Annotated in this window: 24 protein-coding genes, 2 pseudogenes and 1 riboswitch; of the genes and pseudogenes, 3 read left to right on the top strand and 23 right to left on the bottom strand. The window is 39.5% G+C overall.

The annotated features are described in order from the left end of the window. Window positions 1–166: 166 nt before the first annotated feature. From MKY52_RS26690 to MKY52_RS26675, 4 genes and pseudogenes are all read right to left on the bottom strand, one after another. Window positions 167–259 (bottom strand): annotated as a pseudogene (locus MKY52_RS26690) (SDR family NAD(P)-dependent oxidoreductase); the annotation flags it as partial. 54 nt (window positions 260–313) lie between these two features. Continuing rightward, a complete protein-coding gene (locus tag MKY52_RS26685; protein ID WP_341054675.1) occupies window positions 314–925 on the bottom strand; it encodes a suppressor of fused domain protein in 612 nt (203 codons plus the stop codon). A gap of 127 nt (window positions 926–1,052) precedes the next feature. Beyond that, window positions 1,053–1,634 carry a hypothetical protein gene (locus MKY52_RS26680; protein ID WP_341054673.1) on the bottom strand — a complete coding sequence of 194 codons (582 nt, stop codon included), beginning with the start codon at window positions 1,632–1,634 and terminating at the stop codon, window positions 1,053–1,055. A gap of 137 nt (window positions 1,635–1,771) precedes the next feature. After that, a complete protein-coding gene (locus tag MKY52_RS26675; protein ID WP_341054671.1) occupies window positions 1,772–2,251 on the bottom strand; it encodes a DUF4265 domain-containing protein in 480 nt (159 codons plus the stop codon). Between the two features lie 158 nt (window positions 2,252–2,409). Here MKY52_RS26675 and MKY52_RS26670 point away from each other — a divergent pair, with 158 nt between their 5' ends. Next, window positions 2,410–2,562, top strand: coding sequence for a hypothetical protein (locus tag MKY52_RS26670; RefSeq protein WP_341054668.1), 153 nt, complete (start codon window positions 2,410–2,412; stop codon window positions 2,560–2,562). A gap of 355 nt (window positions 2,563–2,917) precedes the next feature. Here MKY52_RS26670 and MKY52_RS26665 read toward each other — a convergent pair. The 19 genes and pseudogenes from MKY52_RS26665 to MKY52_RS26575 form a co-directional block, all read right to left on the bottom strand. Further along, a pseudogene (locus tag MKY52_RS26665) lies at window positions 2,918–3,028 on the bottom strand (AraC family transcriptional regulator); the annotation flags it as partial. 139 nt (window positions 3,029–3,167) lie between these two features. Next, a complete protein-coding gene (locus MKY52_RS26660; RefSeq protein WP_341054666.1) occupies window positions 3,168–4,661 on the bottom strand; it encodes an SMI1/KNR4 family protein in 1,494 nt (497 codons plus the stop codon). 447 nt (window positions 4,662–5,108) lie between these two features. Further along, on the bottom strand, window positions 5,109–5,336 hold the full coding sequence (locus MKY52_RS26655) for a hypothetical protein (protein WP_076285799.1): 228 nt from the start codon (window positions 5,334–5,336) through the stop codon (window positions 5,109–5,111). Window positions 5,337–5,425: 89 nt separating this feature from the next. Beyond that, window positions 5,426–7,051 carry a DUF4179 domain-containing protein gene (locus MKY52_RS26650; protein WP_341054665.1) on the bottom strand — a complete coding sequence of 542 codons (1,626 nt, stop codon included), beginning with the start codon at window positions 7,049–7,051 and terminating at the stop codon, window positions 5,426–5,428. Then, window positions 7,029–7,619, bottom strand: coding sequence for an RNA polymerase sigma factor (locus MKY52_RS26645; protein ID WP_341054662.1), 591 nt, complete (start codon window positions 7,617–7,619; stop codon window positions 7,029–7,031). Before MKY52_RS26645 ends, MKY52_RS26650 begins: the two co-directional genes overlap by 23 nt. A 147-nt stretch (window positions 7,620–7,766) precedes the next feature. Next, window positions 7,767–9,053 carry an amidase gene (locus MKY52_RS26640; RefSeq protein WP_341054659.1) on the bottom strand — a complete coding sequence of 429 codons (1,287 nt, stop codon included), beginning with the start codon at window positions 9,051–9,053 and terminating at the stop codon, window positions 7,767–7,769. Between the two features lie 74 nt (window positions 9,054–9,127). Next, window positions 9,128–10,330 carry an MFS transporter gene (locus tag MKY52_RS26635; protein ID WP_445671047.1) on the bottom strand — a complete coding sequence of 401 codons (1,203 nt, stop codon included), beginning with the start codon at window positions 10,328–10,330 and terminating at the stop codon, window positions 9,128–9,130. Between the two features lie 8 nt (window positions 10,331–10,338). Continuing rightward, window positions 10,339–11,895 (bottom strand): ABC-F family ATP-binding cassette domain-containing protein, encoded by a 1,557-nt coding sequence (locus MKY52_RS26630; protein WP_341054656.1) that lies wholly within the window; start codon window positions 11,893–11,895, stop codon window positions 10,339–10,341. Between the two features lie 424 nt (window positions 11,896–12,319). Further along, window positions 12,320–13,063, bottom strand: coding sequence for a MerR family transcriptional regulator (locus tag MKY52_RS26625; RefSeq protein ID WP_341054654.1), 744 nt, complete (start codon window positions 13,061–13,063; stop codon window positions 12,320–12,322). A 13-nt stretch (window positions 13,064–13,076) separates the two neighbouring features. Further along, entirely contained in the window at window positions 13,077–13,814 is a 738-nt protein-coding gene (locus MKY52_RS26620; protein ID WP_341054652.1) for an ABC transporter permease, read from the bottom strand. Further along, on the bottom strand, window positions 13,811–14,482 hold the full coding sequence (locus MKY52_RS26615; protein ID WP_341054651.1) for an ABC transporter ATP-binding protein: 672 nt from the start codon (window positions 14,480–14,482) through the stop codon (window positions 13,811–13,813). Before MKY52_RS26615 ends, MKY52_RS26620 begins: the two co-directional genes overlap by 4 nt. A gap of 210 nt (window positions 14,483–14,692) precedes the next feature. After that, entirely contained in the window at window positions 14,693–15,997 is a 1,305-nt protein-coding gene (locus MKY52_RS26610; RefSeq protein ID WP_341054649.1) for a voltage-gated chloride channel family protein, read from the bottom strand. Window positions 15,998–16,065: 68 nt separating this feature from the next. After that, window positions 16,066–16,127, bottom strand: a riboswitch (Fluoride riboswitch). A gap of 7 nt (window positions 16,128–16,134) precedes the next feature. Continuing rightward, complete coding sequence (locus tag MKY52_RS26605) at window positions 16,135–16,854, bottom strand: YebC/PmpR family DNA-binding transcriptional regulator (protein WP_042187963.1); 720 nt, start codon at window positions 16,852–16,854, stop codon at window positions 16,135–16,137. Between the two features lie 168 nt (window positions 16,855–17,022). Next, window positions 17,023–18,132: a 5-methyltetrahydropteroyltriglutamate--homocysteine S-methyltransferase gene (locus MKY52_RS26600; RefSeq protein ID WP_341054647.1), complete on the bottom strand. Its 1,110-nt coding sequence runs from the start codon at window positions 18,130–18,132 to the stop codon at window positions 17,023–17,025. A 16-nt stretch (window positions 18,133–18,148) separates the two neighbouring features. Further along, a complete protein-coding gene (locus MKY52_RS26595; RefSeq protein WP_341054645.1) occupies window positions 18,149–19,081 on the bottom strand; it encodes a LysR family transcriptional regulator in 933 nt (310 codons plus the stop codon). A gap of 122 nt (window positions 19,082–19,203) precedes the next feature. Beyond that, a complete protein-coding gene (locus tag MKY52_RS26590) occupies window positions 19,204–20,319 on the bottom strand; it encodes a phosphodiester glycosidase family protein (RefSeq protein ID WP_341054643.1) in 1,116 nt (371 codons plus the stop codon). Window positions 20,320–20,497: 178 nt separating this feature from the next. Then, entirely contained in the window at window positions 20,498–21,196 is a 699-nt protein-coding gene (locus MKY52_RS26585; protein WP_341054641.1) for a hypothetical protein, read from the bottom strand. Window positions 21,197–21,205: 9 nt separating this feature from the next. Further along, window positions 21,206–21,892 (bottom strand): ABC transporter permease subunit, encoded by a 687-nt coding sequence (locus tag MKY52_RS26580; protein ID WP_341054639.1) that lies wholly within the window; start codon window positions 21,890–21,892, stop codon window positions 21,206–21,208. Further along, window positions 21,885–22,829 (bottom strand): ABC transporter ATP-binding protein, encoded by a 945-nt coding sequence (locus MKY52_RS26575; RefSeq protein ID WP_341054637.1) that lies wholly within the window; start codon window positions 22,827–22,829, stop codon window positions 21,885–21,887. Before MKY52_RS26575 ends, MKY52_RS26580 begins: the two co-directional genes overlap by 8 nt. Before the next feature lie 185 nt (window positions 22,830–23,014). Between MKY52_RS26575 and MKY52_RS26570 the strand changes: the two genes are divergently transcribed. Both MKY52_RS26570 and MKY52_RS26565 read left to right on the top strand, forming a co-directional pair. Beyond that, window positions 23,015–23,236: a helix-turn-helix transcriptional regulator gene (locus tag MKY52_RS26570; RefSeq protein ID WP_076135000.1), complete on the top strand. Its 222-nt coding sequence runs from the start codon at window positions 23,015–23,017 to the stop codon at window positions 23,234–23,236. Next, window positions 23,217–23,663 (top strand): hypothetical protein, encoded by a 447-nt coding sequence (locus MKY52_RS26565; protein ID WP_341054634.1) that lies wholly within the window; start codon window positions 23,217–23,219, stop codon window positions 23,661–23,663. The genes MKY52_RS26570 and MKY52_RS26565 overlap by 20 nt, the downstream gene beginning before the upstream one ends. Window positions 23,664–23,733: the final 70 nt, after the last annotated feature.

The raw sequence follows: 23,733 nt of genomic DNA, 5'->3' as shown, positions 1-23,733 counted from the left end.
CAAACTGCACAATGAAAAACGCCTTGCGGCGCTTTTGGAAGGAATTCACTCTTTTGTTATACTTTCAGTTGTCTTCTACCTTGTACATCAGTAATCCTGTACTCTCATCTAAGAATTCCGCTGTCATACTCTAGAACCATTACCCCTCTTCAAGGAAAATAATGCCCTAGCCGAGCAAGCGCTTCACAGTGTCACTTGGACTTTCTGGCACCACCGTAGACATGGTTTGAATTTCCACAACGTGGTTCGCGAGCCAAGGTCCCACCTGTAGGGGTATGGTTGGTTTAGTGCAAATGATATTGAACTGCTCTTATTAATCAGGACGAGTGGGATCAATTATGGAATAGTGATGATTATCTATGTAAGCATCAAAAGCATCTATGCCTTCTTGTAAAATTATACGCGATTCTTTGGGGGTAATTGGTACTACCCACAAGACATTAATTATTTCTTCACCTATTTTTATTTGTTCTAAATCCTCACTTTCACCTCTTAGTTCATCAATCAAGAGGGCTTTTGTAGTCCAATTTTCTGGTGCGAGTGCGCTCTCAGTCATTACTCGTGGTACTTCCGAAGATTGTATATGTTCAATATTATGGGCAACTATGTCACAGAAATATGAGAATATGCGATCAATGTTTTCTTGTCCCAAATCGGGTTTTAAAGCTATCATCCATTCATTCTCAATAGGTTTTCCAGTTTTCCGAATGGAATTAGATAGGCCGACTGTTGCGAATCTTGCAGGAATATTAACGTCGATTGATGGAAAATAATATAACTCAATATATACGCCAATCTCCGGTTTTGTCATTATGACTCTATATTCTGGCATAGACCATTCTTTAATATATAAATTGAGAATAATTGTTCTCCTAATGTCAAATTCCAGAATGATCCCTCGGCATGACTCTTTATTGATTTGCACATCCATCACCTTTTTTCAATATTGGTTTTTTGGTTTAGAATTTGGGCTGGTATCATTGTCCTCCTTCATCGTTCGCGGCCTGCCATTTCAGTAATTGAAAGGGCAAATCTCTCCAATTAAGAAGTTATTAATCTCTTTTTGATGAATGGTGCTTCATGACTGCTTCTTGAGCTTTAAGGACAATATCATCTACTTCGGAAAGCTGGCGCTCAATAGAGGCTAGAGCCTTTAGTAAAAATAAGCCAAGACTTTCATCCCCTAAGGATAATTCCAATTCGGCGAAACATTCGATGTCTTGGAGTTTTTCTATATTTTTTTTGTTATTGATTTTTTCAGGGTATTCGATGTATTTATAGAGGGTTAAGACTGCTTCTTCCCCCTTGGCTTTAAAGTTGTGAACAGTTCCTTTGAATAGGGTGTCTTTGAATCCTTCCTTAAGCCTACCTTGTTCATTCAAGGCATCCAGATGAAAGGTTGCTAAATATTTTTCGTTTCTTACGGCATGATCATTAATGCTGTAGGATACATTCTCTTCGTCAAGAATCTTTATTATTTCATCAATTGACTTGAACTTCAGTCTTGCAAATCTCGCCGAAGAAAATTGCCTGCGCAAAGAATCTTCATTATTTGAAAGGTATGCCTTAAAAGAAATTTCAGCATTTCCTTCCAGGAGTTCTTTGAAATAAACAAGATGCCTTTCATCTACCATATCTGCCTCCTGCAACTCTTGAGCTTTTGGGTATATTATGATTACGCGTTATTTTTTTGACTCAGGATTAGAGATCATATTGAAAAATGTGGCCCAGAGATAGTGTATGATGCCGGAGAACTGATATTTTGAAGCGATTAATCCAGATCTCTAGCCCAGCTAACTAACTCTTCATCGTCAAAGTTATATGGATATTCGTAAATATTAGAATAATAGTACTCCGATTCTAATAAATCTCTAATTACATTGAAAACCTTATTGGTGGCATAAAATCCATTCCTGATGGGCGCGGTGAAGGCAAGTGAGCCATTATGAAATCCATCTAAAGAACCGGAAAGCTCTCGTTTGACTATAGATTCAGCTGTCTCTATCTTTTCTTTAACAAGCTCCTCTTTGTAAATTTGAATGCAGAAATTCCCACCATGTTTTATTAATTCAAACTCTCCATTGGGATGGAGTTTTATTGTATCTCCTTTCGCAAGCCCTAGAGCCAGCCCAGGAGATGCACATAATTTGAATATTTTATCGCTTATACATTCTGCAGGAAGCTCTTCAAAGACTGCTTCCTCTGAATTTATGCCGGCAAAAACATTAATTAAGGTTAATTTATGTTCCATACGAATACTCCTCAAAACTGTCTCTTTTAATGTATGAGATTTGAGATTACATCCTTCATGTATCCGCTATCGCTTGTAATTCAACGGGTCGATAATAAAGGAGGTTCCTCTTTTTTTTGAAAGGGGTTACTTCAAGAAGCTTTCAAGGCGGCAATGTCATGTACCTTGTTAATAATTGGGGCGTTGCTGGCCCTGCTTTCTCAGATCTAGGAAAAGGTATTCAAGAAATCATAGCAGGTACTAAAACGCCTCGTCAAGTTCTAGAAGCGGTAGACAAGAAAGCAGTTGAGCTGCTGGAGAAATCTAAATAGGTCGTATAAATTACAAGGGGTAAGGCGATTTGTCTCTTGTACATCCTATAAGCTAAAGGTTGTTGCCATTCCATTATCGGTATTTCTCAAAAAAAAATTAAAAACAAAAAATCTGCTGCGGGCTGCGTTGTTCAGCGTATTGGTTATCGGTTTTCTTTGGAATTTTATGTACTCACCTTCCGACTTCGGTTTAATTAATCAACTTGTAGTTGCTCTTGGCTTTGAACGCATCAATTTTCTCGGAGATCCGCGTCTAGCGCTCTACTCAGTCATCATCGCCTCAGTTTGACAGTGGGTGGGTTACACAATGGTTATTTATTTGGCCAACTTGCAGAGCATCTCAACAGATTATTATGAAGCGGCGTAAGGAAACGCCTTTATCGCGCGCAGATATCGGCATGATCCCATGGAGATTCTTGAACACCCTTGCGAACGCTTCCGGCGATCGTTATCCATATTTCATGGCTTTTCGACCAATCGAAATATAGACCTCTGTCAAGTTGGTCTAACAGCAAAAAGAAAGGAGACTAACCAATATGGCTAGTCTCCTTTCTTTTATAAAAATTTCGCCCTATTATGATAAAGCTCAGTGTAGGCAAGTTTCATTAATCTTTCCATGTTACCTGCCATCCATATGACTGAAGTTTAAAGTATTTGTTAAACTCCGCGACTACGGACTTTGCGTTCTCTTTCGATGTTGCATGAAATATAGTTATATCGACTATATTACAGCCTGAAATTTCCTCCAACCCTTTAAGTCTTGATGCATCTACTCCAATCTGCTTTAGACTCATACAATTTTTGAGTACTGTTAAATCTCCAACCGGATAAGTGAATTGCTTTAATTTCTTCAATTCTCCTATAACCTCTATATGTGATTCATCTATTGCACAGCTATCCGTCTCAAAAAACGTTAGATTCTTTAAACCTTTTAAGAATGATAAATGTGGTATAGTCACTTGTTTGAGCTCTAGTTTTATTAACTTACTAAGGTTTGAAATATAAAGCAGGTCGCCAACCTTCATTTCTTCTAAACTTAGTTCCTTCAAATTTTTTATAGTTCCTATTAATCCCCTATCAATTGAGTTCATTCTACATAATCTCAAACTCTTTAATTTCTTTATATCTTTCAGTTTATGTATATCTTTTAATGAAAGTCCTATTAATGTTAGCTGCCTTAGCCCATCTAAAGAAACTAAGTACTCCAAATCAGACTCTTTAAAGGCTTCTGATCCTATCACAAGTTCTGCTAAAGAAGGCAACCGTTTAAGTACATCGAAATTAGTAATTTCATCCGCATGTATAATAAGTTCTTTAAGATTAACCATATGGGTTAAAATATCCAAAGATATTGCTCCGTATTTTTGAGCTTGATCAGCTCTAATAAATACCATTCTCTTTTTTTTCAATGTTTTTGAAGATACAAAACCACTTTCAACATCGTCTTTAAAATACTCTTCCCAGAATCCGCTTACAGGGATAAGGCTGTTCTCTTCGATATCCATTTTAGTCAAAGCCAAAATATCATCCAACAAACTTCCACTTTCACGGGATAATATGATTACATCATCTTCTTCACGAATACCAATACTACTATTTCTGAGGCTCGAATCGATAAATTCAAAGAAATGTCCCAAACTTTCCGCAATAACATATGAAAAACTAGAATTGTGATCTATCGTTATAATTTGCCCATAAACGCCCTTTTCTCCGGGGTCTAAATCAATTGCCAAATATGAGCCTCCACCATCTTCGGCAAAAGGAATCCAGCCTTCTCTGTAGTTCCCATCTTTTATTAAATCTGGTTTGCTGGATATAATATCGTATGCTGATTCCAAAAGGGACTTCCAGTTGCTTACTATCGATTCAATGTTCATCCAACCAAGACCAGCCATAACGCCAAAAATCTGCTCTCCTTCTCCATTAGAATTCATGTATAACTTTCTAAAATCTTCTGGAAATTTGCAGTTCATCATGCTCTCAAAAAGGTTTATTTCTGATTCCTCAACTGCTGGATTCAGTAATCCCTCTACATTTGGTATATGTGATTTTAATGTCTCGATAAGTAAACACTCTTCTTTTTCATTAACTAATGACATATAGTGGCCCCCATTCTACAGAATCATAATAGTTTCAGTAAACGTCCTTGGTTAATCATCAATCATTTTGTTATTAATAATCTTCAACAGTTCCATCAATAATTAATTCTATCTTACATATGGAGCATCTATTTCCTGATTTAGCAATATCGTATCATGAATTTGTAAATATTGTTGTATTAAGTCATATAAAAAAACTAAGAGTCATCTTAGGGGTTACACTCTATTTATGATACGTTTTCCCGCGTTTGAACTTCAACTATCCTGCCCGTTTGCTGAATAAAGGCAGCCGATCACATTGACTGACCGGCTGCCTTATCGTGTTTATTGAGCTATCGTTACCCGTCAGATCAATAAGAAAGAAAAACAGTATCCTCCTAATGTGACAGGAAAAAGCTTTACTTTGATCGTTGATACAAGGATCAGAAGGTTCAGAAGTTCAACGAATTAACAAGCACAAGTAACGTCTTTTAAATTTCGTATAGCAATAGCATTGAGTCGGAGCGCTTCAATGATTGAATCTCTTACTGCTAACAATTCAAATCTTTCACGGCTGCCAATAGGCAATCTGCAAAGCAATGCTTCAATTCTTTTAAGGCTTTCCTTCAGAACCACTCTTTGCTTACGCAAAGCATTCAAAGCTCTTTGAATTCTTCTCTTCTCTGCAGCAGTCATAAACTACCACCTCTTTTCGATTGTGATAGTATATGAGATGCGACAGAGCTCCTATCTGCTTGTACATTCCGGAAGGTAAATGATTGATTTTACTGCTTTTTGCTAGCTTCCATGATAGGAACGGACCAATCTACATTGGTATACAATCGGTTGACTATCGTGCGTATTAATTGAAGCTGATCAGGGATCGTAGTAAGGCCAGTTGCACGGAACTCAAAAAAATTCTTTTTGTTATTTGACTGCGATTCAACGATTACGATATAACCATCTTTCCATCCGGAACCATCAGTAGAATAAGCTCCTCGTCCTGAGAGAGGATACTCTTTACCCTCAAGATCCTTAAATATCCACTCACTGTTCATAAATTCATTTCTCAATCTTCCGCTAAAATGTAATGAACCTTCCTTCGTTGATCCATTGGTATCATGCGGTGATTCCACAGTAAAATCATTTAACATCAGCTCATCTCCATCAAATGCAAAGGGGATCGGATGCTCCTTCAACTTGGATGGCTCAAACTGTACCATCGAACCATCCTTTTCTAGAATGAAATACCCATCGAGCACAAAAGTATACAGCGTATCCTGAGGCAAATATTTAAACGTATAGCTCCAATGCATAAGTCCAGGTTTATCACCGGGTGTCGAAGATCGTGACATTACACTATCCTTACTCGGCAATTTTCTCGCATTAACACTGTGAATCTCTTCACCCGCGCTATCCTCAAAATGGAACTTCACCCCTTGCTGCTTCCATAATTCACCTGGAGAACGGTTTAGCGCCTCATCACTCAACTCCGTATCAAATTCAAAACGGACACCTTGTACCATATGAGTTAATTTTTTCAAGGTGACTGTTAAACCATCCGGAGAAGTGTAGCTACCCGTTAGGGGAGTTGAGGTTGTTTGTTCATTCGCTTTTGTCATATCCATCGAAAAACTAAAGTTCCAGTCGCCATGAAGTGCAGGAATATTTCTGTCCTTGCTTCCCAACTCAGTAATATGACCTTCGACTGTAATTTGATCGGTTTGCAGTGGCTCCGAGAAATTAACGATCAAATAGTAAAAGTCACTGGTAAATCCTATATCGGATAATTTCCCTACGATCTTCCCTTGATCATCCTTTATCGCAATACTATTCCCTTCATTAAGGACCAACCGCTTTTTATCATGCTTTCCATCCGGTCCGAACAACTGTAAAGCAATAATTACCCGTGTAGGATCTGCCACCGCTTCATCTATTTTGATAGTGTAGCCCTTATCCTTCACCTTAATATTAGGATGTTCTACTAACCCAAATTCTTGTGCACGCAGAAGGCCAATGTCCACATTATCTTTTACAAAAAGAGAACGTAAAGTCTCTGCCAATGTGGGCACAGAATATAAAATCACGGCACTCAGAACAACAAGTAACAAAGCCGCTCCCATGGCTATTCTTAGTGACTTAAGTATCTTCGGATTCTTTCGCTTCCTGTCAGGTACCGTTACTTTCTCTAGTTCTACGAATTCTATTGAAGCCATAACTTGAGCAGTAAAAGAATCTGGAAGCTTCTCTTCAAACAATGCTTGCGACCACTCCTCTTGTTCTTCTAATAGTGCATGATAGATTAAATTGCAATGGGCACAAGCAGCGATATGATCAACCTTTTCCAAAGGCTGGGAGGTCGGTGTACTTAGGATATATTGCTCTATCTCAAATGGACTTAAGCACTTCATCGCTCTTCACCTCCTGGGGTGTCATGATTTGCTTCAATCGCTGCTTTGCACGATAAAGGTCATTTTGGATCTTACTTAAAGGGACCTCTAAGAGCGTACACATTTCTTCATAGCTTAAATCATTGGTGTAACGAAGCAACAAAGCCGTCCGATAATTAGGCGGTAGCTTCTGCATTAACTGGTACAGCTCTGTGCGATGCTCCGATCGAATGAATTCTTCTTCTGGATTATCTGAAAGAGAAAGTTCTGGAAGATCGTCTGGCAAGCTCGCTGTAGGGCTAGTTTTTTTCCACAAATCCTTCAATAAATTAGTCGCAATCGTATACAGCCAAGCCGCAAAGTTTTTATCTAAATCATGTGAGGCCAGCTTACGATAAGCTTTTATAAAAGTCTCCTGAGTGATATCTTGCGCGTCTTGGTGATCAGCCCCCATTCCTCTCAAAAGACCATAGATTTTATTCTTATATCGATTCACAAGATACGAATAGTCTTCCTTATGACCATCCAGAACGTTTAGGATCCATTGCCTTTCTTCCTCTTTTTCAACTTTCGGTACATGTCCCTTCACCCTTAAGCCTCCTTGATGCACGATACTCTATAGACGATCCCTAACAGAAAAACTCTCACTTTATACAAAAAAAAGTAGATCTTCAATTGTATTGAAGACCCACTCTGTTGCTAACCTCGAACATGCCCCATCTGCAGCCAAATAGGCTCACCCCAGTGCTAGTGATACAAGTCTACTCCAATATATAAGCTCTTCATCCTGACCGTAAGCCCCAATACATTGAAATCCTAAAGGCATGTTATGAATAGTGGCTGAAGGAATGCTCACAGTTGGCGCTCCTGCGTATGACCAAATGGCCGTCATTCCAGCCCATCCTGTCCGTGTTCCCCACAATGGAGCAGTTCCCGCCTGCGAGGGTGAGACCCAAATATCAATTCCTTTTGTCCTTTGGACATCCAGTAGATCATATCTCAACTTAATTTGACCTCTACGATATCGCTCCAGTTCTTCCTCTCTGATGGTTTGACCTGATTCAATACCAGCACGCATCGCCGAACCATAGTAATCTTTATATTTTTCAAATCGTACGGCATGCACTTGAGCCATTTCCCCTTGTACTAATCTCAACATTGCATCCCCATAGATGAAACTATCTTCCCATGGCATCTTAACCGTTTTTATGATGAAGCCCGCCTCTTCCAACTTCTTAATCTGGCTCCAAAAAGTATGTTTAGCGTTCTCTTCCAATAAAGTCATGAATACCCCTTCTGGAATACCAAGCACTGGTTTACGGTTAGATTCGAAAGGCCTCCATTCCGAGATGAGTTCTGAAGAGATCCGCTCCATGCTAACCATATCCTGTGTGAAAAATCCCATCGTATCAAATGAAGGGGACATCAACTGAACACCATCCAAAGGGATACGTCCATAGCTTGGCTTAAATCCAACAACACCACAGAAAGAAGCAGGTGCCATAACAGAACGCAAACTTTGTGTACCTATCGCAAATGGGCACATGCCAGTTGCAACTGCCGCAGCAGACCCTGCACTAGAGCCGCCTGGTGTATGATCCAAATGATGAGGATTACGAGTTGGGAGATGCCCGGCATATGCGAACTCTTCGGTCACCGTTTTGCCTGTGAACCATACTCCTTTTTGCCGCAGCTTTTTAATAAAACTACCTTCTGAACGTGTTAATTCCTGTGGAGGAAGTTTTGAACCGGCACGAGTGGGCAAGCCGTCTATATGAATTAGATCTTTAACTCCTACTGGAACTCCGTATAATGATGGTTTTGGGAGCTCATGATAGGTTTGTCTTAGCAGCGCTACTTCACTCATGATTCTATCTGTTCTTTTCTCTTCCGATACAAAAGCATGGATGTGAGGCTCCAACTTATCATAACGATCTAAATGCTGATTAAGGAATAGCTCGAGTGATGAGTCAATTGGCTCTAATCCTTGGAACTGTGTTAAAGAAGATGTATGGATATACATACCTAACCCCCTCCACAATTTACCGAACTAAGATCCTCTGGACTATGATTGTATTTTTTTGGAATAACTTCATGTTAATCGTAGTCCTTTGCTAAGGCAAGAAGTTTAATCACTGCATACAAGGCGCACATAATCACTGCAATACCAGCGAGTAAAAGAATAGTCTCCACTTGGATACTATCAGCTAGCGGACCAAACAGCACCATCCCGAGTGGCAAAGCACATGAATTCGTTACTTGAACAAGACTAAATACCCTACCTTGCATATCCGGATCCACATTCTGCTGCAACAATACTGTCAAAGGAGCGTTAAAGCAAGGCATCGTTATACCTATCAACAAGTTAAACAATAGGTACATTGCAAACATAGGAGCGACGCCAAGTCCAACCATCAGCAAACCGTAGAAAGCACATGCTAAAATGTTGGTATGCATACGAGACTTAAAGCCGCCCCATGATGCGATTAGAACCCCTCCAACTAATGCCCCAGCACTGAAAGTCATCTCACTTGCGGTCAATCTCCATACTTCTGGACCAAAGGATCGACTCACCATTAGAGGGGTTAAGAAGGCGGCTGGACTAATCAGTATCATTACGATAAATAAATAGATTAGTAATTGCTTGATAAAAGCATGATCCTTTAGATACTTAAATCCTTCCTTAATGTCTTGTACATTCGATTTCTGACCGTCCTCCACTTTAGCGTGAGCTGGAATAACGATTATACACATCATACCGATCCCAATAATTGCAGTCATCACATCGATAAAAAAGGCAGTTTCAATGGTACTAATCGACAGGATCACGCCACCTGCAGCTGGAGCCAGAAACATCATCAAGGATGAAATACTGCTGTTTACTCCGTTTACCTTCATAAGCTGATCTTTTGGAACAATTTGAGGTATAAGTGCGTTCACAGCAGGAACCTGTATGCCCGTACCTGCTGCTCGGATCAGCAAAATTAAATATAGCAACCAAATATTGTTATAACCCATCAAAAACATCACAGCGAGAAGAAGTGTAGCGATCGCAATCATACCATCTGCTAGCATGATCATTTTTTTACGACTATAGCGGTCGATCCATACCCCAGCAAACAGCGAGATGGCCATCTGCGGGAGAAATCCACAGACGGTTGATATCGTCATCATCACCCCTGAGGTAGTTGTTAGAGTGATATACCAAATAATCGCATATTGAACAAGCGAAGATCCAAATAAAGATATGGTTTGAGCCGTTAGAAATAGGGTTGTTTTTCTTTTCCAATGATCATTCATGGTTTGCATTAGTACTTAACTCCTTTATTTCTGGTCTCATCTCCTATGTTGAGCACACGATCAACCCATCCCTTATAAAATTGTTCTTCATGAGAAACAAGAATCACAGTTCCACCAAATTGGATTAGAGCTTTCTGTAAAGCATCTTTCGTTTCAGCATCTAAGTGATTGGTCGGCTCATCCATAATTAGAAAGTTATATTCTGAAAGCAGTAATAAGCACAGCTTAACTTTAGATTGCTCCCCGCCGCTGAGTGTTCGTAATGACTGTGTTACAAGATTATCTTTAACAACACACTGCGCTAGATAGCGACGTATTTCCTTTACAGTCAGTTTGGGATCATAAGCTGAAATCACCTGAATAGGTGTCATTGTATCGTCTTCCCAAGTTAAATCTTGCTCGAAATAACCCACTTTAACTTGTTCTGCGAACTGAAACCTACCGGTAATCCCTTGGATCTCTCCAACCAACGTCTTTAGTAAAGTTGATTTCCCGATTCCGTTGAACCCCGTAATCACGAGCTTTTGTCCACCGCGAATGGAGAACTTCAATTTAGGCAACAAAGGCTTATCGTAACCTACGACTAAGTGATCCACTTTAAGGGCTACTTGTGACATGCACGGAAGCTCCTTAAAGCGAATAGACGCTTTGGAGACAAATGTCGGAGCAGCGATTCGTTCCATTCTATCCAGCTGTTTCTGGCGACCACGGGCAATTTTGGAATTAACACCTGCACCGTTTTTTCGAATGAATTGCTCAGTGGTTTCGATTTTTTTCTGCTGTGCATGATATTGCCGGATATGACTCTCTCGTAAATGTTCCTTCTGCTTCACAAAATCCGAGTATTTCCCGTGGTATTTTTTAATCGTTTCGCCCTCAATATCGCAAATACTAGTGGATATTTTATCGAGAAAGGCATAGTTGTGAGACACTACAATGAACGCTTGATTGAATGCAATCAGATACTCAGCGAGCCAGTTAACATGTTCGGTATCCAGATAATTGGTTGGTTCATCGAGTAATAGCACATCAGGTTGTTCAAGTAAAAGCTTGGCCAGAATGACTTTCGTCCGTTGCCCCCCGCTTAACTGCTCGATGGGACGGTCGATTCCAATCGCGTTGATCCCTAGACCGGTAACCATCTTACTGATGTTGCTCTCCATCGAATAATAGTCTAACGCTTCTAATCGTTCCTGGTAGTCTGCTGCCTTTTGTAATAACGTTTCGTTGCCAGTAACAGCGCACTCTTCATAGAGCTCATTTATTTTTCGTTCTAGTTCATATAATTCTGAGAAAGCCTGTCTTAAATAATTATGAACCGTACGGTTTCCATCCATGACAGCATATTGATCGAGATGACCGATTGTAATATTGGGCTGCCACTTTATCATTCCATCATCCGGGATCACTTCCCCCGTCAAGATGCTAATCAACGTACTCTTACCCGTTCCGTTCTGTCCAACCACTCCTACATGCTCTCCCTTGTACAATTCCATAGAAACATTCTTGTATAGAACCTTATCGCCAAAAGCATGTGATAAATTAGAAACCTCAAGTAAACTCATTTCCTATTCCTCTTTTCTAAAATTAATTAAGAACGCAAAAAAAGCAGAAGACACTGCACCCTTAGGTGCAAGCCTTCTGCTTGTCAGTACACGAATGAACGGCACAAACATATAAATGTCAGTGTAGAAACTGAGCAATATAACACAAAAGGCTGTAGACGAAAATTGTCTACAGCCTCTTAATCATTAACATCGAAAGATAGCATAACCAAATAAGCATGACATTTCACGCTAAATCGGATTCGCTATCCTTCGATGATATAAAAGCAATACGCTTTTGATTAAGCTCCGGACAACGTTTCATCGTTTGTATCCGATTGTTCGGAGCAGCCTCTGGTATATAACTTTACAGTTTCTACATGAATCATGTTAAACCATCCCTTCGTTTGGTAACAGTTTAAAACGCATGCCGTTACTTGTCAACTTAGAACGGGAAATCATACTTGTTTTTAGTCTCTAACAGTTGAATAACTTCTTTTGCTTTTTGTATAGCTTCTTCTAGAGAATAGATTAAACGATCTGTTACTGTAACAATATCTTCGAACTCTCCAGGCGTATCTAGTATTTCTTTGATGCTTAGTTCCTTTGACTGTTCTGCTGTATTTATTAGTCGAAGAATAGCATTCAATGAATAGTGTGCTGCTCGCAATGTACGAATAATCTTCATTCTGTTTAATTCTCTTTCAGTATATATACGATAACCATTCGGTAGTCTAGGAACCGTTAATAAACCATTTCTTTCCCAGTTGCGAAGGATCTCAGTCGATAAATTCAATAACTGAGTGACTTCAATCCGAGTGTAAGTCTGATTAGACAATGACTCCTTGCCACTGAGCCATTGTTCAACCAATTGAATCGCTTCTAATGCTAGTTGATATTCTTGTTTAAGATGGGCCAAATAAACATGAGCAAGTTTAAAAGCCAGCTTGAAATCGCTTTTACCACTGGCTTCTGCAATTGCACGTGCTTTTGCTCGACTATGACCTTGAATAATCTCACAATGAAAAGCGGTTCTTGCTATTTGGAGCTGAAATAAATGGAGCTCTGAAAAAACTCGATATCCATTTTCAGCACGAGGAACTGGAGAAATATACTTCCACTCTTCATAAATGCGAACGGTATTCGGATGTACATTAACAAGACTCGCTATTTCTTTGGTGCTATACATCCGTCCCCCTCCTTCACTTCCATTTAAAAAATTTGATAGCGCCACCTAAACCAATCAATATACATAAACCAAGAATTATAATGCTAATGAATAAGTGCTGAATAGGCTCTCCAATCGAAACTTGTTTTAGTAAATGGATGCCATGTGAAAGTGGTAAAATATCCATTAACCATTGGAAAAATCGCGGCATAATCTCATACGGAATCGTCGCACCCGAAAATAGAAGCATTGTAAAGTAGGCAACTGAACTCCATAAATTTGCAGACTTTTGATCAGGAACGACACTGCCGATAAGAATCCCAATACTGTACATCGCACACACTACAAATGCATAAGTGAGGAGAAAGACTCCCCATGAACCGCCCATTTCATAATCAAATAATAAAGTATATACAGCAGTTACGCCAATAAATGAAACAAGTGCTGAAGATAACTGAATAACGACTTGTGCAAATAATATGTGTAAAGGGGATACGGGAGTTACTTGGAATCTTTTTAAAATCCCCCGGTGGCGATAGTCAGCAATGGTAAGGGGTACACCCATCACGCCTGTCGCAAGTACCCCTATACAAATGACAGCAGGGTAGGAGATTTCAAACATGGATGTTCCGCTGGCTGGCACTTCTTTACTCATGACATATCCAAAAAGAGTCGCCAAAATGATTGGGAGTATGATCCCGAATATAAGTATATCCATACCTTTCCAAACAAGCTTACCCTCTATTTTTAGTAGTGTCCAAAATAAATTCATTCCCATTCCTCCTCACCTGAAAAATATAAATAAGCATCCTCTAACGTTGCTTGTCCACTAAGCTTTATAATTTCTTGAACAGAACCAGACGCGACTGTTTTCCCCTCTCTTAAAATGATTAAATGATCGCAGAGAGCTTCTACTTCGTCCATGTAATGAGAGGTGAGTACAATCGATAGTCCTTTTTCTTTCATAGTTAAAAGCTGTTTCCACAGCATTTTACGCGCCTTAGTATCAAGACCCGTTGTTAATTCATCTAAAAAGACAAGCTGAGGATTGGGCAATAGGGCCAATAAAACAGCTAACCGCTGCTTTTCACCACCAGAAAGCGACTTCACTAACTGCTTTTTCTTTTCATATAATCCAAAGGTATGGAGTAAGGGATCGATAGCTTGTGGTTTTTTGTACAAAGCACGCCATTGAATACAAGCTTCTTCTAGGGTTAGGCGATCTTGGAAATTCGTATCTTGAAATTGCACACCAACTTTTTGAAACACTTCCTTTCGTTCTGTGATCGGTGATTTCCCAAGTAATACAAGCTCTTGGAATTCACTTTTTTCGATGCCTAGAATTGCAGCAATACTCGAAGACTTCCCAGCACCATTTGCACCTAATAAACCAATTACTTCTCCTTCACCTAAATGAAAGCTTAAATCCTGGACAGCCATTCTATCTCCGTATCGTACAGAGAGATCCTTTACGGATAAAACCATATCCCCACCTCGTTTCAGATATTAGGTTTACACTATATCAAATGAAGTAAAGGCTGGTGTTATATTGGAGGGTTTGTTTTTTGAAACAAAAAAAGAGGAGGTCAGCTCGTATTACGAACTAACCATCCTCTGTCAGGTGCTTATATTTTCAAAAATCCAACAAATTTATTTTCTTTTTTTAACATTACTTATTCTAGTCCCTTGAGGAATTGAAATGAACTGGCTCTTCGATACACCAATAATCTGTGAAGTATAAATACTACTATGTCCGGAGAATAAATAACTCACCACACAAGCGATGAACATGTATACAGCACCCTCTGAACCAAATAACTCAATCCCCATTAAAAAGCAAGCGATAGGCGTACTGGTAGCTCCACAGAAAACAGCAATGAATCCGAGAGCAGCCAGAAACGGTCCATATACATGTAAAATGCCAGCCAAAGCATTGCCTAATGTGGCTCCAATCGCAAATAGCGGAGTAACCTCACCACCCTGAAATCCTGTACCTAAGGTAAAGGCGGTAAAGATCAGCTTCCATAAAAAAGCGAAAGGAGAGACATCTCCCTCAAAAGAATCCTTGATTAATGGAATTCCGAGGCCTAAGTAATCACGGGACCCTACAAGGAATACTAACGCTATGATAATCAAACCACCCACTGCACCTTTTATCATAGGATTGCTTATCATAGCGGTGAAGGTTTTTTTCAGAAAATGAGTCAGTTCACTGAAAAGCATACTCACGAGACCAAAAATTACAGAGGCCAATACCACTTTTAGAATAATCATTAAACTTAAGGCTGGAAATTCATTCACGACATAGTGAGTATGATGAACGCCCCACAATCGAGTGGTGACCAGATCACCAACAAAGCTAGCCACAAAACATGGAAGTAATGCCTGTTGGCTAATAAGTCCAATGGTTACTACCTCTAGACCAAATAAGGTTCCAGCCAGCGGTGTTCCGAAAATAGAACCAAAGCCTCCGCTAATCCCGCACATTAACAGTATTTTGCGATCTAACGGGCTGATTTTGATTAATTTCCCAAACCACTCCGCGAGGCTTCCTCCCATTTGTACAGCTGTTCCCTCCCGTCCGGCAGATCCACCAAACAAGTGAGTGACCAGTGTTCCTAACAATACTAAGGGTGCCATACGTAATGGAATGGTCTCTGTACCATCCTGAATTTGTTCTATAATAAGGTTATTTCCTTTAGCGCTGTTTTTTCCGTAACGTATATATAAGAAACTAACAAATACTCCCCCAAGAGGCAGCAAATAAAGTAGCCATGGATGCTCTAAACGTACATCTGTTACATAGTCTAAGCTTTTCAGAAAGAAAGCCGAGGCAGTTCCCGATAAGAGTCCAACCACACTTCCGAGAACAATCCATTTGATAAATGTACTCCAAAGTGCAAAATGACTTCTTTTCTTCACGAATTCATGCCATCGTGCAGACCATTGATTCATAACAGCAACTCCCAAAGTCAATATAAATTAGTCTCTGGCAACAAAACAGACTCCTACCAGTTAAGCTCACTCTGGTAGGAGTCATTAGTCTGAAGAGACGGTTGTGGCGAACTCCATCGCCTTGTTATATGTTATTCTTAGTCCTCAGAATCTACGTTATGATACACTTGTTGAACATCTTCTAAATCTTCTAAGGCATCAATCAATTTTTCGAATTGAGCTTGTGCATCTTCAGGAAGTGTTACATAGTTCTGTGGAAGCATGTTCAGCTCAGCAACCGTAAATTCAGTGATTCCTGCATTCCTGAACACTTCTTGTACGGCATGGAACTGATCAGGTTCAGCATACACGATAACCGCTTCATCCTCTTCCAGTACATCACGTACATCTAGTTCTGCATCGAACATCATCTCAATCACTTCATCGGCAGTTTTACCTTCTACACCGATAACAGCCGTTGAGTCAAACATGTAGGCTACAGATCCGCTGACACCCATATTCCCGCCATTCTTACTGAATGTAGAACGGATCAAAGGCGCTGTACGGTTAACGTTATTCGTAAGTGCATCGACGATGATCATCGAACCGTTAGGTCCAAATCCTTCGTAACGAAGCTCTTCATAATTCTCATCACCGCTGCCTTTGGCTTTATCCATTGCGCGGTCAATAATGGCTTTTGGTACATTGTAAGTTTTTGCACGTTCTAATACAACCTTCAAGGCCCGGTTTGCTTCTGGATCGGGTTCACCTTTCTTGGCTGCTACATAAATCTCAACACCAAACTTTGCATAGACGCGACTTGTGTTGGCGTCTTTGGAGGCTTTCTTTTCCTTAATATTATTCCACTTACGACCCATATTGTTCCCGCTCTCTTTCAACATGAATTAAAAACAATTGTTACTTATTATACCCTTGATTAATAGCTCTAGTAAAGTGCGCTGGTAGGTTAATCCTCTAAGCTGTCACAATACACGCATAAAAAAGGCCCCTGAATCAAACAGGAGCCTTCTAAAAACTTATTTTATTTATACCCAAACCTCTTGGGCTGTTTCAATTACGAGACGTATTTTATCCCACTGCTCTTCTTCGGTTAGGATATTTCCTTCCTCGGTGGAAGCAAATCCACATTGAGTACTTAAGCAAAGCTTCTCAATATCTACATATTGCGCCGCTTCTTCAATACGCGCTTTGAGCTGCTCTTTGCTCTCAAGACCACCATGTTTCGTAGTTACTAATCCCAATACCACAAATTGATCTTTAATAAAACGTAAGGGCTCAAAATCGCCCGCCCGCTCATTATCATACTCCAAGAAAAAAGCATCCACTTTACTATTCGAAAAAAGCTCTTCGGCCACAGGCTCATAACCACCAGCTGCGAACCATGTGGAGCGGAAATTACCTCGGCATACGTGAAGCGCGATCGTCATATCATCTGGACGATTGGCAATGCTCTCGTTAATCAGCCTAACGTAATCCTTAGCCAACTGATCTGGGTCTGTACCTCTGCTTCGTAAATGCGCCCGATGTCTGCCACTACACAGTGTTCCCCAAGTTGTATCGTCTAACTGGAGGTAACGGCAGCCTGCATCATAGAACGCTTGGATTGCAGTTCGGTAAACAGCAATAATATCTTGGAATAGGGTTTCTTGATCCGGGTAAACTTCATTCCCGTTAAAATCCTCCACAAAGTGAAATAAAGCGGGTGAAGGGATCGTCATTTTCGGAATTCGGTCTCCGGCCATTTGTTTCAAAGCGATAAATTGGTCGATCATTGGATGATCTCCAAAGGCAATCCGGTCCACGATTCGAAAAGATTCCGCGCGCTGAGCCGCTTCCGCTCTTCCTTGATTTAAGTTAATCTTCTCAGTTCCTTTAATCCCTACAAAGAAATCGAGATGCCACCAGGAACGGCGAAATTCCCCGTCTGTGACCGCCAATAAACCCACTTCTTTTTGCAGTTCCAGTAGTTTGGCGATTTCAATATTCTCTATTTCATGAAGCTGACTGCCCGTGATTTCACCATTGTCATATTGGAGGCGGGCTGCTTTTATCTCATCCGTTCGTAAGAAGCTGCCAACGATATCGTAGCGAAAGGGTGGAGCATTTCTCTGGGTGCCAATTACGGGTCTAATCATACCGATCCTCCTACTGCTATAGTAAAAAATGATTTAGATCAAAATAACTTCCTGAAACCAGGTCATTCAAAATCTCGATATACTTAGATGCCATTACACTCGGTCTACGATCTTTATGCGCTATCCAGCCAACCGTAAATACTTCATTGCTCTCAAAAGGAATCGTCTTCAGTCCATCACCATTTAGATCAGACGCCAGAATTCCTGTGCCTACCGTATAGCAATCCGTACCCATTAATAAATTGGTCAGTGTCGCTCGGTCATTCACCTTAATATTCTTCTCAATTTGTGAAAAGCTTAACATTTCCTCTGAGAAGTGCAGTGAATTGTTCTCCCCCTGTTCAAAAGTGATATAAGGGAACGGCACAATATCATCCTGTGTAATGACGTCCTTCTGAGCCAGCGGGTGTCCGGTTCGAACATAAAGATGCGGATCGGTATTAAAAAGTGGTGTGAATTTCAGATTGCCATCACTAAACAGTTTATTCATATGCTTATAGTTACTCTCGTTAATATAAAGAATTCCTAAATCACTGCGCAAGGTACGTACATCTTCGATAATCTCGTAGGTTTGCGTCTCTCTCAAGCTAAAGTTGTATTCTGAGACATCATTGTGCTTCATGAGATTTACAAAGGCGTCAACCACAAAGGCGTAGTGCTGCGTAGAGATGGAAAAATAGATCGGACTACGCTTTTTCCCAGTATAACGATTCTCCATAAGCTCCGTCTGTTCAATAATTTGGCGGGCATAACCCAGGAATTCCATTCCCTCAACGGAAATACTGATTCCACGGTTGGTTCGCTCAAAAATCGTAATCCCCAGCTCACTTTCTAACTCTTTAATGGCATTGGACAGGCTCGGTTGAGAAACAAAGAGCTTCTTTGCCGCCTCATTCATGGAGCCACTATTTGCAATTTCGATAGCGTAGCGGAGTTGTTGCAACGTCACTCCTATTCCCCCTGTTCCAGACCTGTTAGTTCTGTATTCTGTTTCATGCTAGGTGATATCGTAGCATATTTTCACATGGCAATCCAAGATAATCCTTATCTTATTTACGTATTAAGAGTGCTTTAGCGTGTACGCTTCTTAGCAGCATCAATTTTGGAGGGGTCAAGTCCCTTCCAAATATTCGGCATATCGACTTGCTCAGGGTGCTCAAATACAAGAAAAGCCGTAGGTAAATATCGTTCCCCATATTGAGAAGATGGCTTGTTCATAATCTCGTTGTCTTTTACCAGTACGGTAGAAGAACCCCCATCCAAATTGGCAGCAATCACTGCTCCATGCTTAAGAAGGATTTGCTGCACATCGTATAGATTTGCCCCAATACTATAAGTAGGTTGTCTTCCATCAATAATAACAAATATAATCGCTCCGTCAGCTCGCTGGCCCATCGCTGTTCTTGGTGCAATTCCCCAACCTTCAGCCGCGTTCTTAATCAATCCTTTTCCATTGACGATTAAACGAGGGCTAAAAGTTACTGCCTCCTGAACACCCATTTTACTAATCTCGTCTAAAGTATAATTTCCAGCAACCATCTTCCCTTGTTTATCAAGACCTACGATTTGCGTGGATTTCTTGCCACCGAGACCGTTGTAATATAACTTACCTTGTGAGATCACAATACCGATAGGTTTAAATCCGTTACCTTTCCAGTTGGGGTCAGCGAATCCACCACCGTTAACTCCAGCGATAGCACCTGTGCGCTTCACCATACTAGTTACTTTCTCACCTGACCCTATTTTATCCGGAATTCCCAAACGGACTTTAGTAGGATCATTAACGATCATGACATATCCTGAATATCCAGTACCTGAGACATTTTCTATCTCGACCAGTGGTTTCTCTTTTACTTCAGGTTCAGGAGTGATGGTATGTGTGTCCTTTTCGACCCCCATCTCTTCAAATTGGGCGCTATATTCAGTCACTCTGTTCTTTAATCCGTCCTCACCAATAATATATTTAGCCATGTAGCGGTGCTGTGTTGTAATCAGTGTATCAGCGATTGAATAGCGCAGATTTTTAGCCGAAGGTGCAAAGTAAAACCAACCGCCTCCAGCAATCAACAAAATTATGCAGAATAAAAACACTTTGGATAGTGTTCGGAAAAAGCTCCGTTTCTTACGTTTTTTTGTTGGCTTCTTTTTGCGTACGGTGGAACGTTGAGGTAATGATGAAGTGCTCACTTCTTTTTCCTCCCTGACTATTACGGAATTTAAAATAAATGTCTAACTTTATCATAGACGATAAATTCCATGAAAAGTTTCTGTTGAGGGAATTACTAGTTATACGTAAGTTTCTGAGCATACACAAAAATATCGCCGTACGATTCTCATCATACGGCGATTGTTTGTTAGTTTTCCTTTATAATTTCGCCATTATTTGCGGTCTCTTTATTCGCTTCAACACATAATAAATCAAGAATAGATTTATTCCTAGCAAAATAATCATAATCCCTGCTGACCATTCTAATGGATGCTTTACACCAAATGTAACCAGTAAAGAAGGTACCATCGTCAAGAAGCTTAGCGCTGAAGCAATATGTAATCCTTGTCGCGGCTTTTGCATTACCATGGATAATATTCCAGTTATAAAGATCATGAATATGCAAATCAGAAGATTATCAAAGATTAATATACTTTGTGCTGTTGAGAACCAAATGAGGCTGGTTTCATGCATGAAAACATATTGGATGAAGTTTGCGCTCAGCCAAGTAAACAATGACGATACTACTAGCATTACTAGTGAAATCAGGATTGCAATCATACTCTTCCCAATGAACATTGACTCTGTTCGTATTGGCGTTGACAATAAAGATTCAAAGGTCTTATATACTTTTTCTCCTCCAATCGAATATGAGATCATATTTACTGTTATTCGAGGCACACCTAGAGCCATAATGATGATTGGATAATAAAAGTTCAATTTGCCAAAATAAATATAGGCTAGCATCGTAAAGATGGCTGGTGCAACGATTAAGAAAAGCATGCTAAACCGAAATCGCTTTAAAGCTACGAAATATTTCCATTCATGATGAAGTACACTAGATATTTGTGATTTCATCAGAAACACCTACCTTTTTAAATGACTCCGCAAAAAATACGAACGATCCATTTTCTTAACTTTTATAAAGATAAAATAAGAGTTAACCCCCATCAAAACGACTAAAAATACTGCTGATAGTAAATAAGTAGCCACCATCAAATGCTGAGTAAATAAATTAAAAAGAATAACAATATATATGTAAATCGGATAAAAAACTACGGTTAGCTTACTATTCGCTGTCTGAATATCGTCAGAAGTAATGGATCTATCTACTCCTATTAAAGTGACGGTTAATAAAATTTGAATAAATAGAATCAACATACCTACCCATTCCCAAAAATTGATTTGAAAATGTTCTTTTGTGAAAGTCTTCACTAACAGCATTAGAATGAATATGGATAAATAATAAACTCCACTGCAAACGAAGCAATACATACATTTTCCATAGAATAGGCTTTTGCTCTTAATGGGTGAGGATAATAATGTTTCTATCGTTTTCATTTCTTTCTCACCCGCAAAGCTATTGGCTGTCCATTGCTTTAACAGAATAAGTGGAAATAAGATTGCTCCGCTCAACAAAACAGTATCGTTCATTCGAAATAAAGGAGCAACGATCCCTATGAGAACTACAGCACATAAATGAAAGATCAGAGCGCCTTTATCCTTGAAATACTCTTTTATCTGCATCCTAAAGACGATTTCTATTTCATTCATTTGGTTTCTCACCATTTTCTACCTGCATATACAGCTCTTCGAGGTCAAATTCCTTAGTTTCAATATTCTTCACATCTATCTCTAATGTGGCTAACACTTTAATCAACTTCGAAATCGCAATATTTTCTGTTAGTTCAACGATAATCGTGTTTTGCTGTACCTTGTATTCAATATTTATTTCAAGACTAGACAATGCCGTATGAAGACGTTCCAAATCAGCGGACAAATCTTGGTTGCAGATAATACGGACTTTACTATTGGCTTGCTCTTTCAATGCTGCCATTGTGTTAGTATATACGTTTTTCCCATGTCGCTTTATTGTGATCTTATTACAGATCTTTTTTACTTCTTCTAAATTGTGTGTGGTCAAAATAATGGTGGTCCCGTACTTCTGTGCTAAATCATGCAGCATTACTCTTAAATGATCAATGCTTACTGGATCTAGTCCATTCGTGGGCTCATCTAATAGAAGGATTTTGGGTTTGTGAAGTAAGGCTCTAGTTAAAGCAACCTTCTTCTTCATCCCTGTAGAAAAGCCCTTAACAGGCAAATGCTTCTTATCTAGGATTTCAAAATCACTCAATAGCTCGTCTATTCGTTTGTCGTAATCACTACGTTTCATACCATATATTTGAGCAAAATAACTTAAGTTATCATATACACTCAAAGGCTCATATAACCCAACGTCTTCTGATAAAACACCACACATTTTACGAACAGTGTCACCCTCTAGATTAGGATTACAACCAAATACTGCTACTTCTCCCTCATCAGGCTCTAAAAGTCCTAATAAGAAACGAAGAGTAGTTGTTTTCCCAGCTCCATTATGTCCCAATAAGGCGTAAACATCTCCCGCCTGAATGGAAAGGCTCAATCCATTGATAGCATTTACACGCCCGAATGTTTTTTTCACATCTTTCAGTTCAATTTTGCGCATCGCACAATCCTCCTTAAGAAACCCAAAATAAGTATAGCAGACTATACATAAATTGTATAGTTAACTATACTTATTTTGATTGTGATAAAATTTTTTATTGATATAATAAGAAAGTACGACGTTGTCGTTTTCGGTTTTCATCATGAAAGCAATTTTCGATATTAATTATTACACGGGAGCATGACATGAAAACAAGAATAAGAGAATTGCGAAAAGAGCGAAAAATATCTCAAGAGGAATTAGCAAAAGCGGTTCGTGTCACTCGTTTAACCATTATTTCAATTGAGAATGAAAAATACACAGCTTCTTTAATCCTTGCTTATAAAATAGCTAAGTATTTTGGATTAATGATTGAGGAAGTATTTGATTTCTCTGAGGTGGAGGAAAATGATGAATCAAAAATATAAAGCGCGGATTCAAAAACGCCTACGTGCCAAAATAGTTATCGCTGTTATTGGTGGACTTGCTGTAATAGGTACCTACATCATTAAATTGCTCAATACCACGGGAGATTTTGCTTCTATTGATGCGTATATCACAGGATTTTTCTTTGGTATTGAAGGCGTCTGTGTAATGAACATAATACAGCTTAGAAAGCTGCTTAAAGACGAGAATGCGCTTGAAGAAATGGTGATCTATGAAGAAGATGAAAGAAATCAAAGTATCAAATTAAAAGGTTACAACTCCACTATAAATTTAATGATTTGGTTGCTTTCATTTGGAAGTATTATCTCATCTTTCTTCAACCAGGTTATCTTTTTCACATTGGCAAGTGTTCTTGTGGTCTTGTTAGTCGTGTCTTCATTATTCAGATGGTTTTATACTAGAAACTGAGCGGGGTACATAAGCTTTTTTCCATTTAAATAGCTGTCTCAGTAGTAGAATTTCTACTTGTGAGACAGCT

It is taken from the genome of Paenibacillus sp. FSL P4-0184, assembly GCF_038004625.1.
GTDB lineage: Bacteria > Bacillota > Bacilli > Paenibacillales > Paenibacillaceae > Paenibacillus_AQ.
The sequence above is the reverse complement of the archived record's forward strand: the minus strand, read 5'-3'. Positions and strand labels throughout refer to the sequence as shown.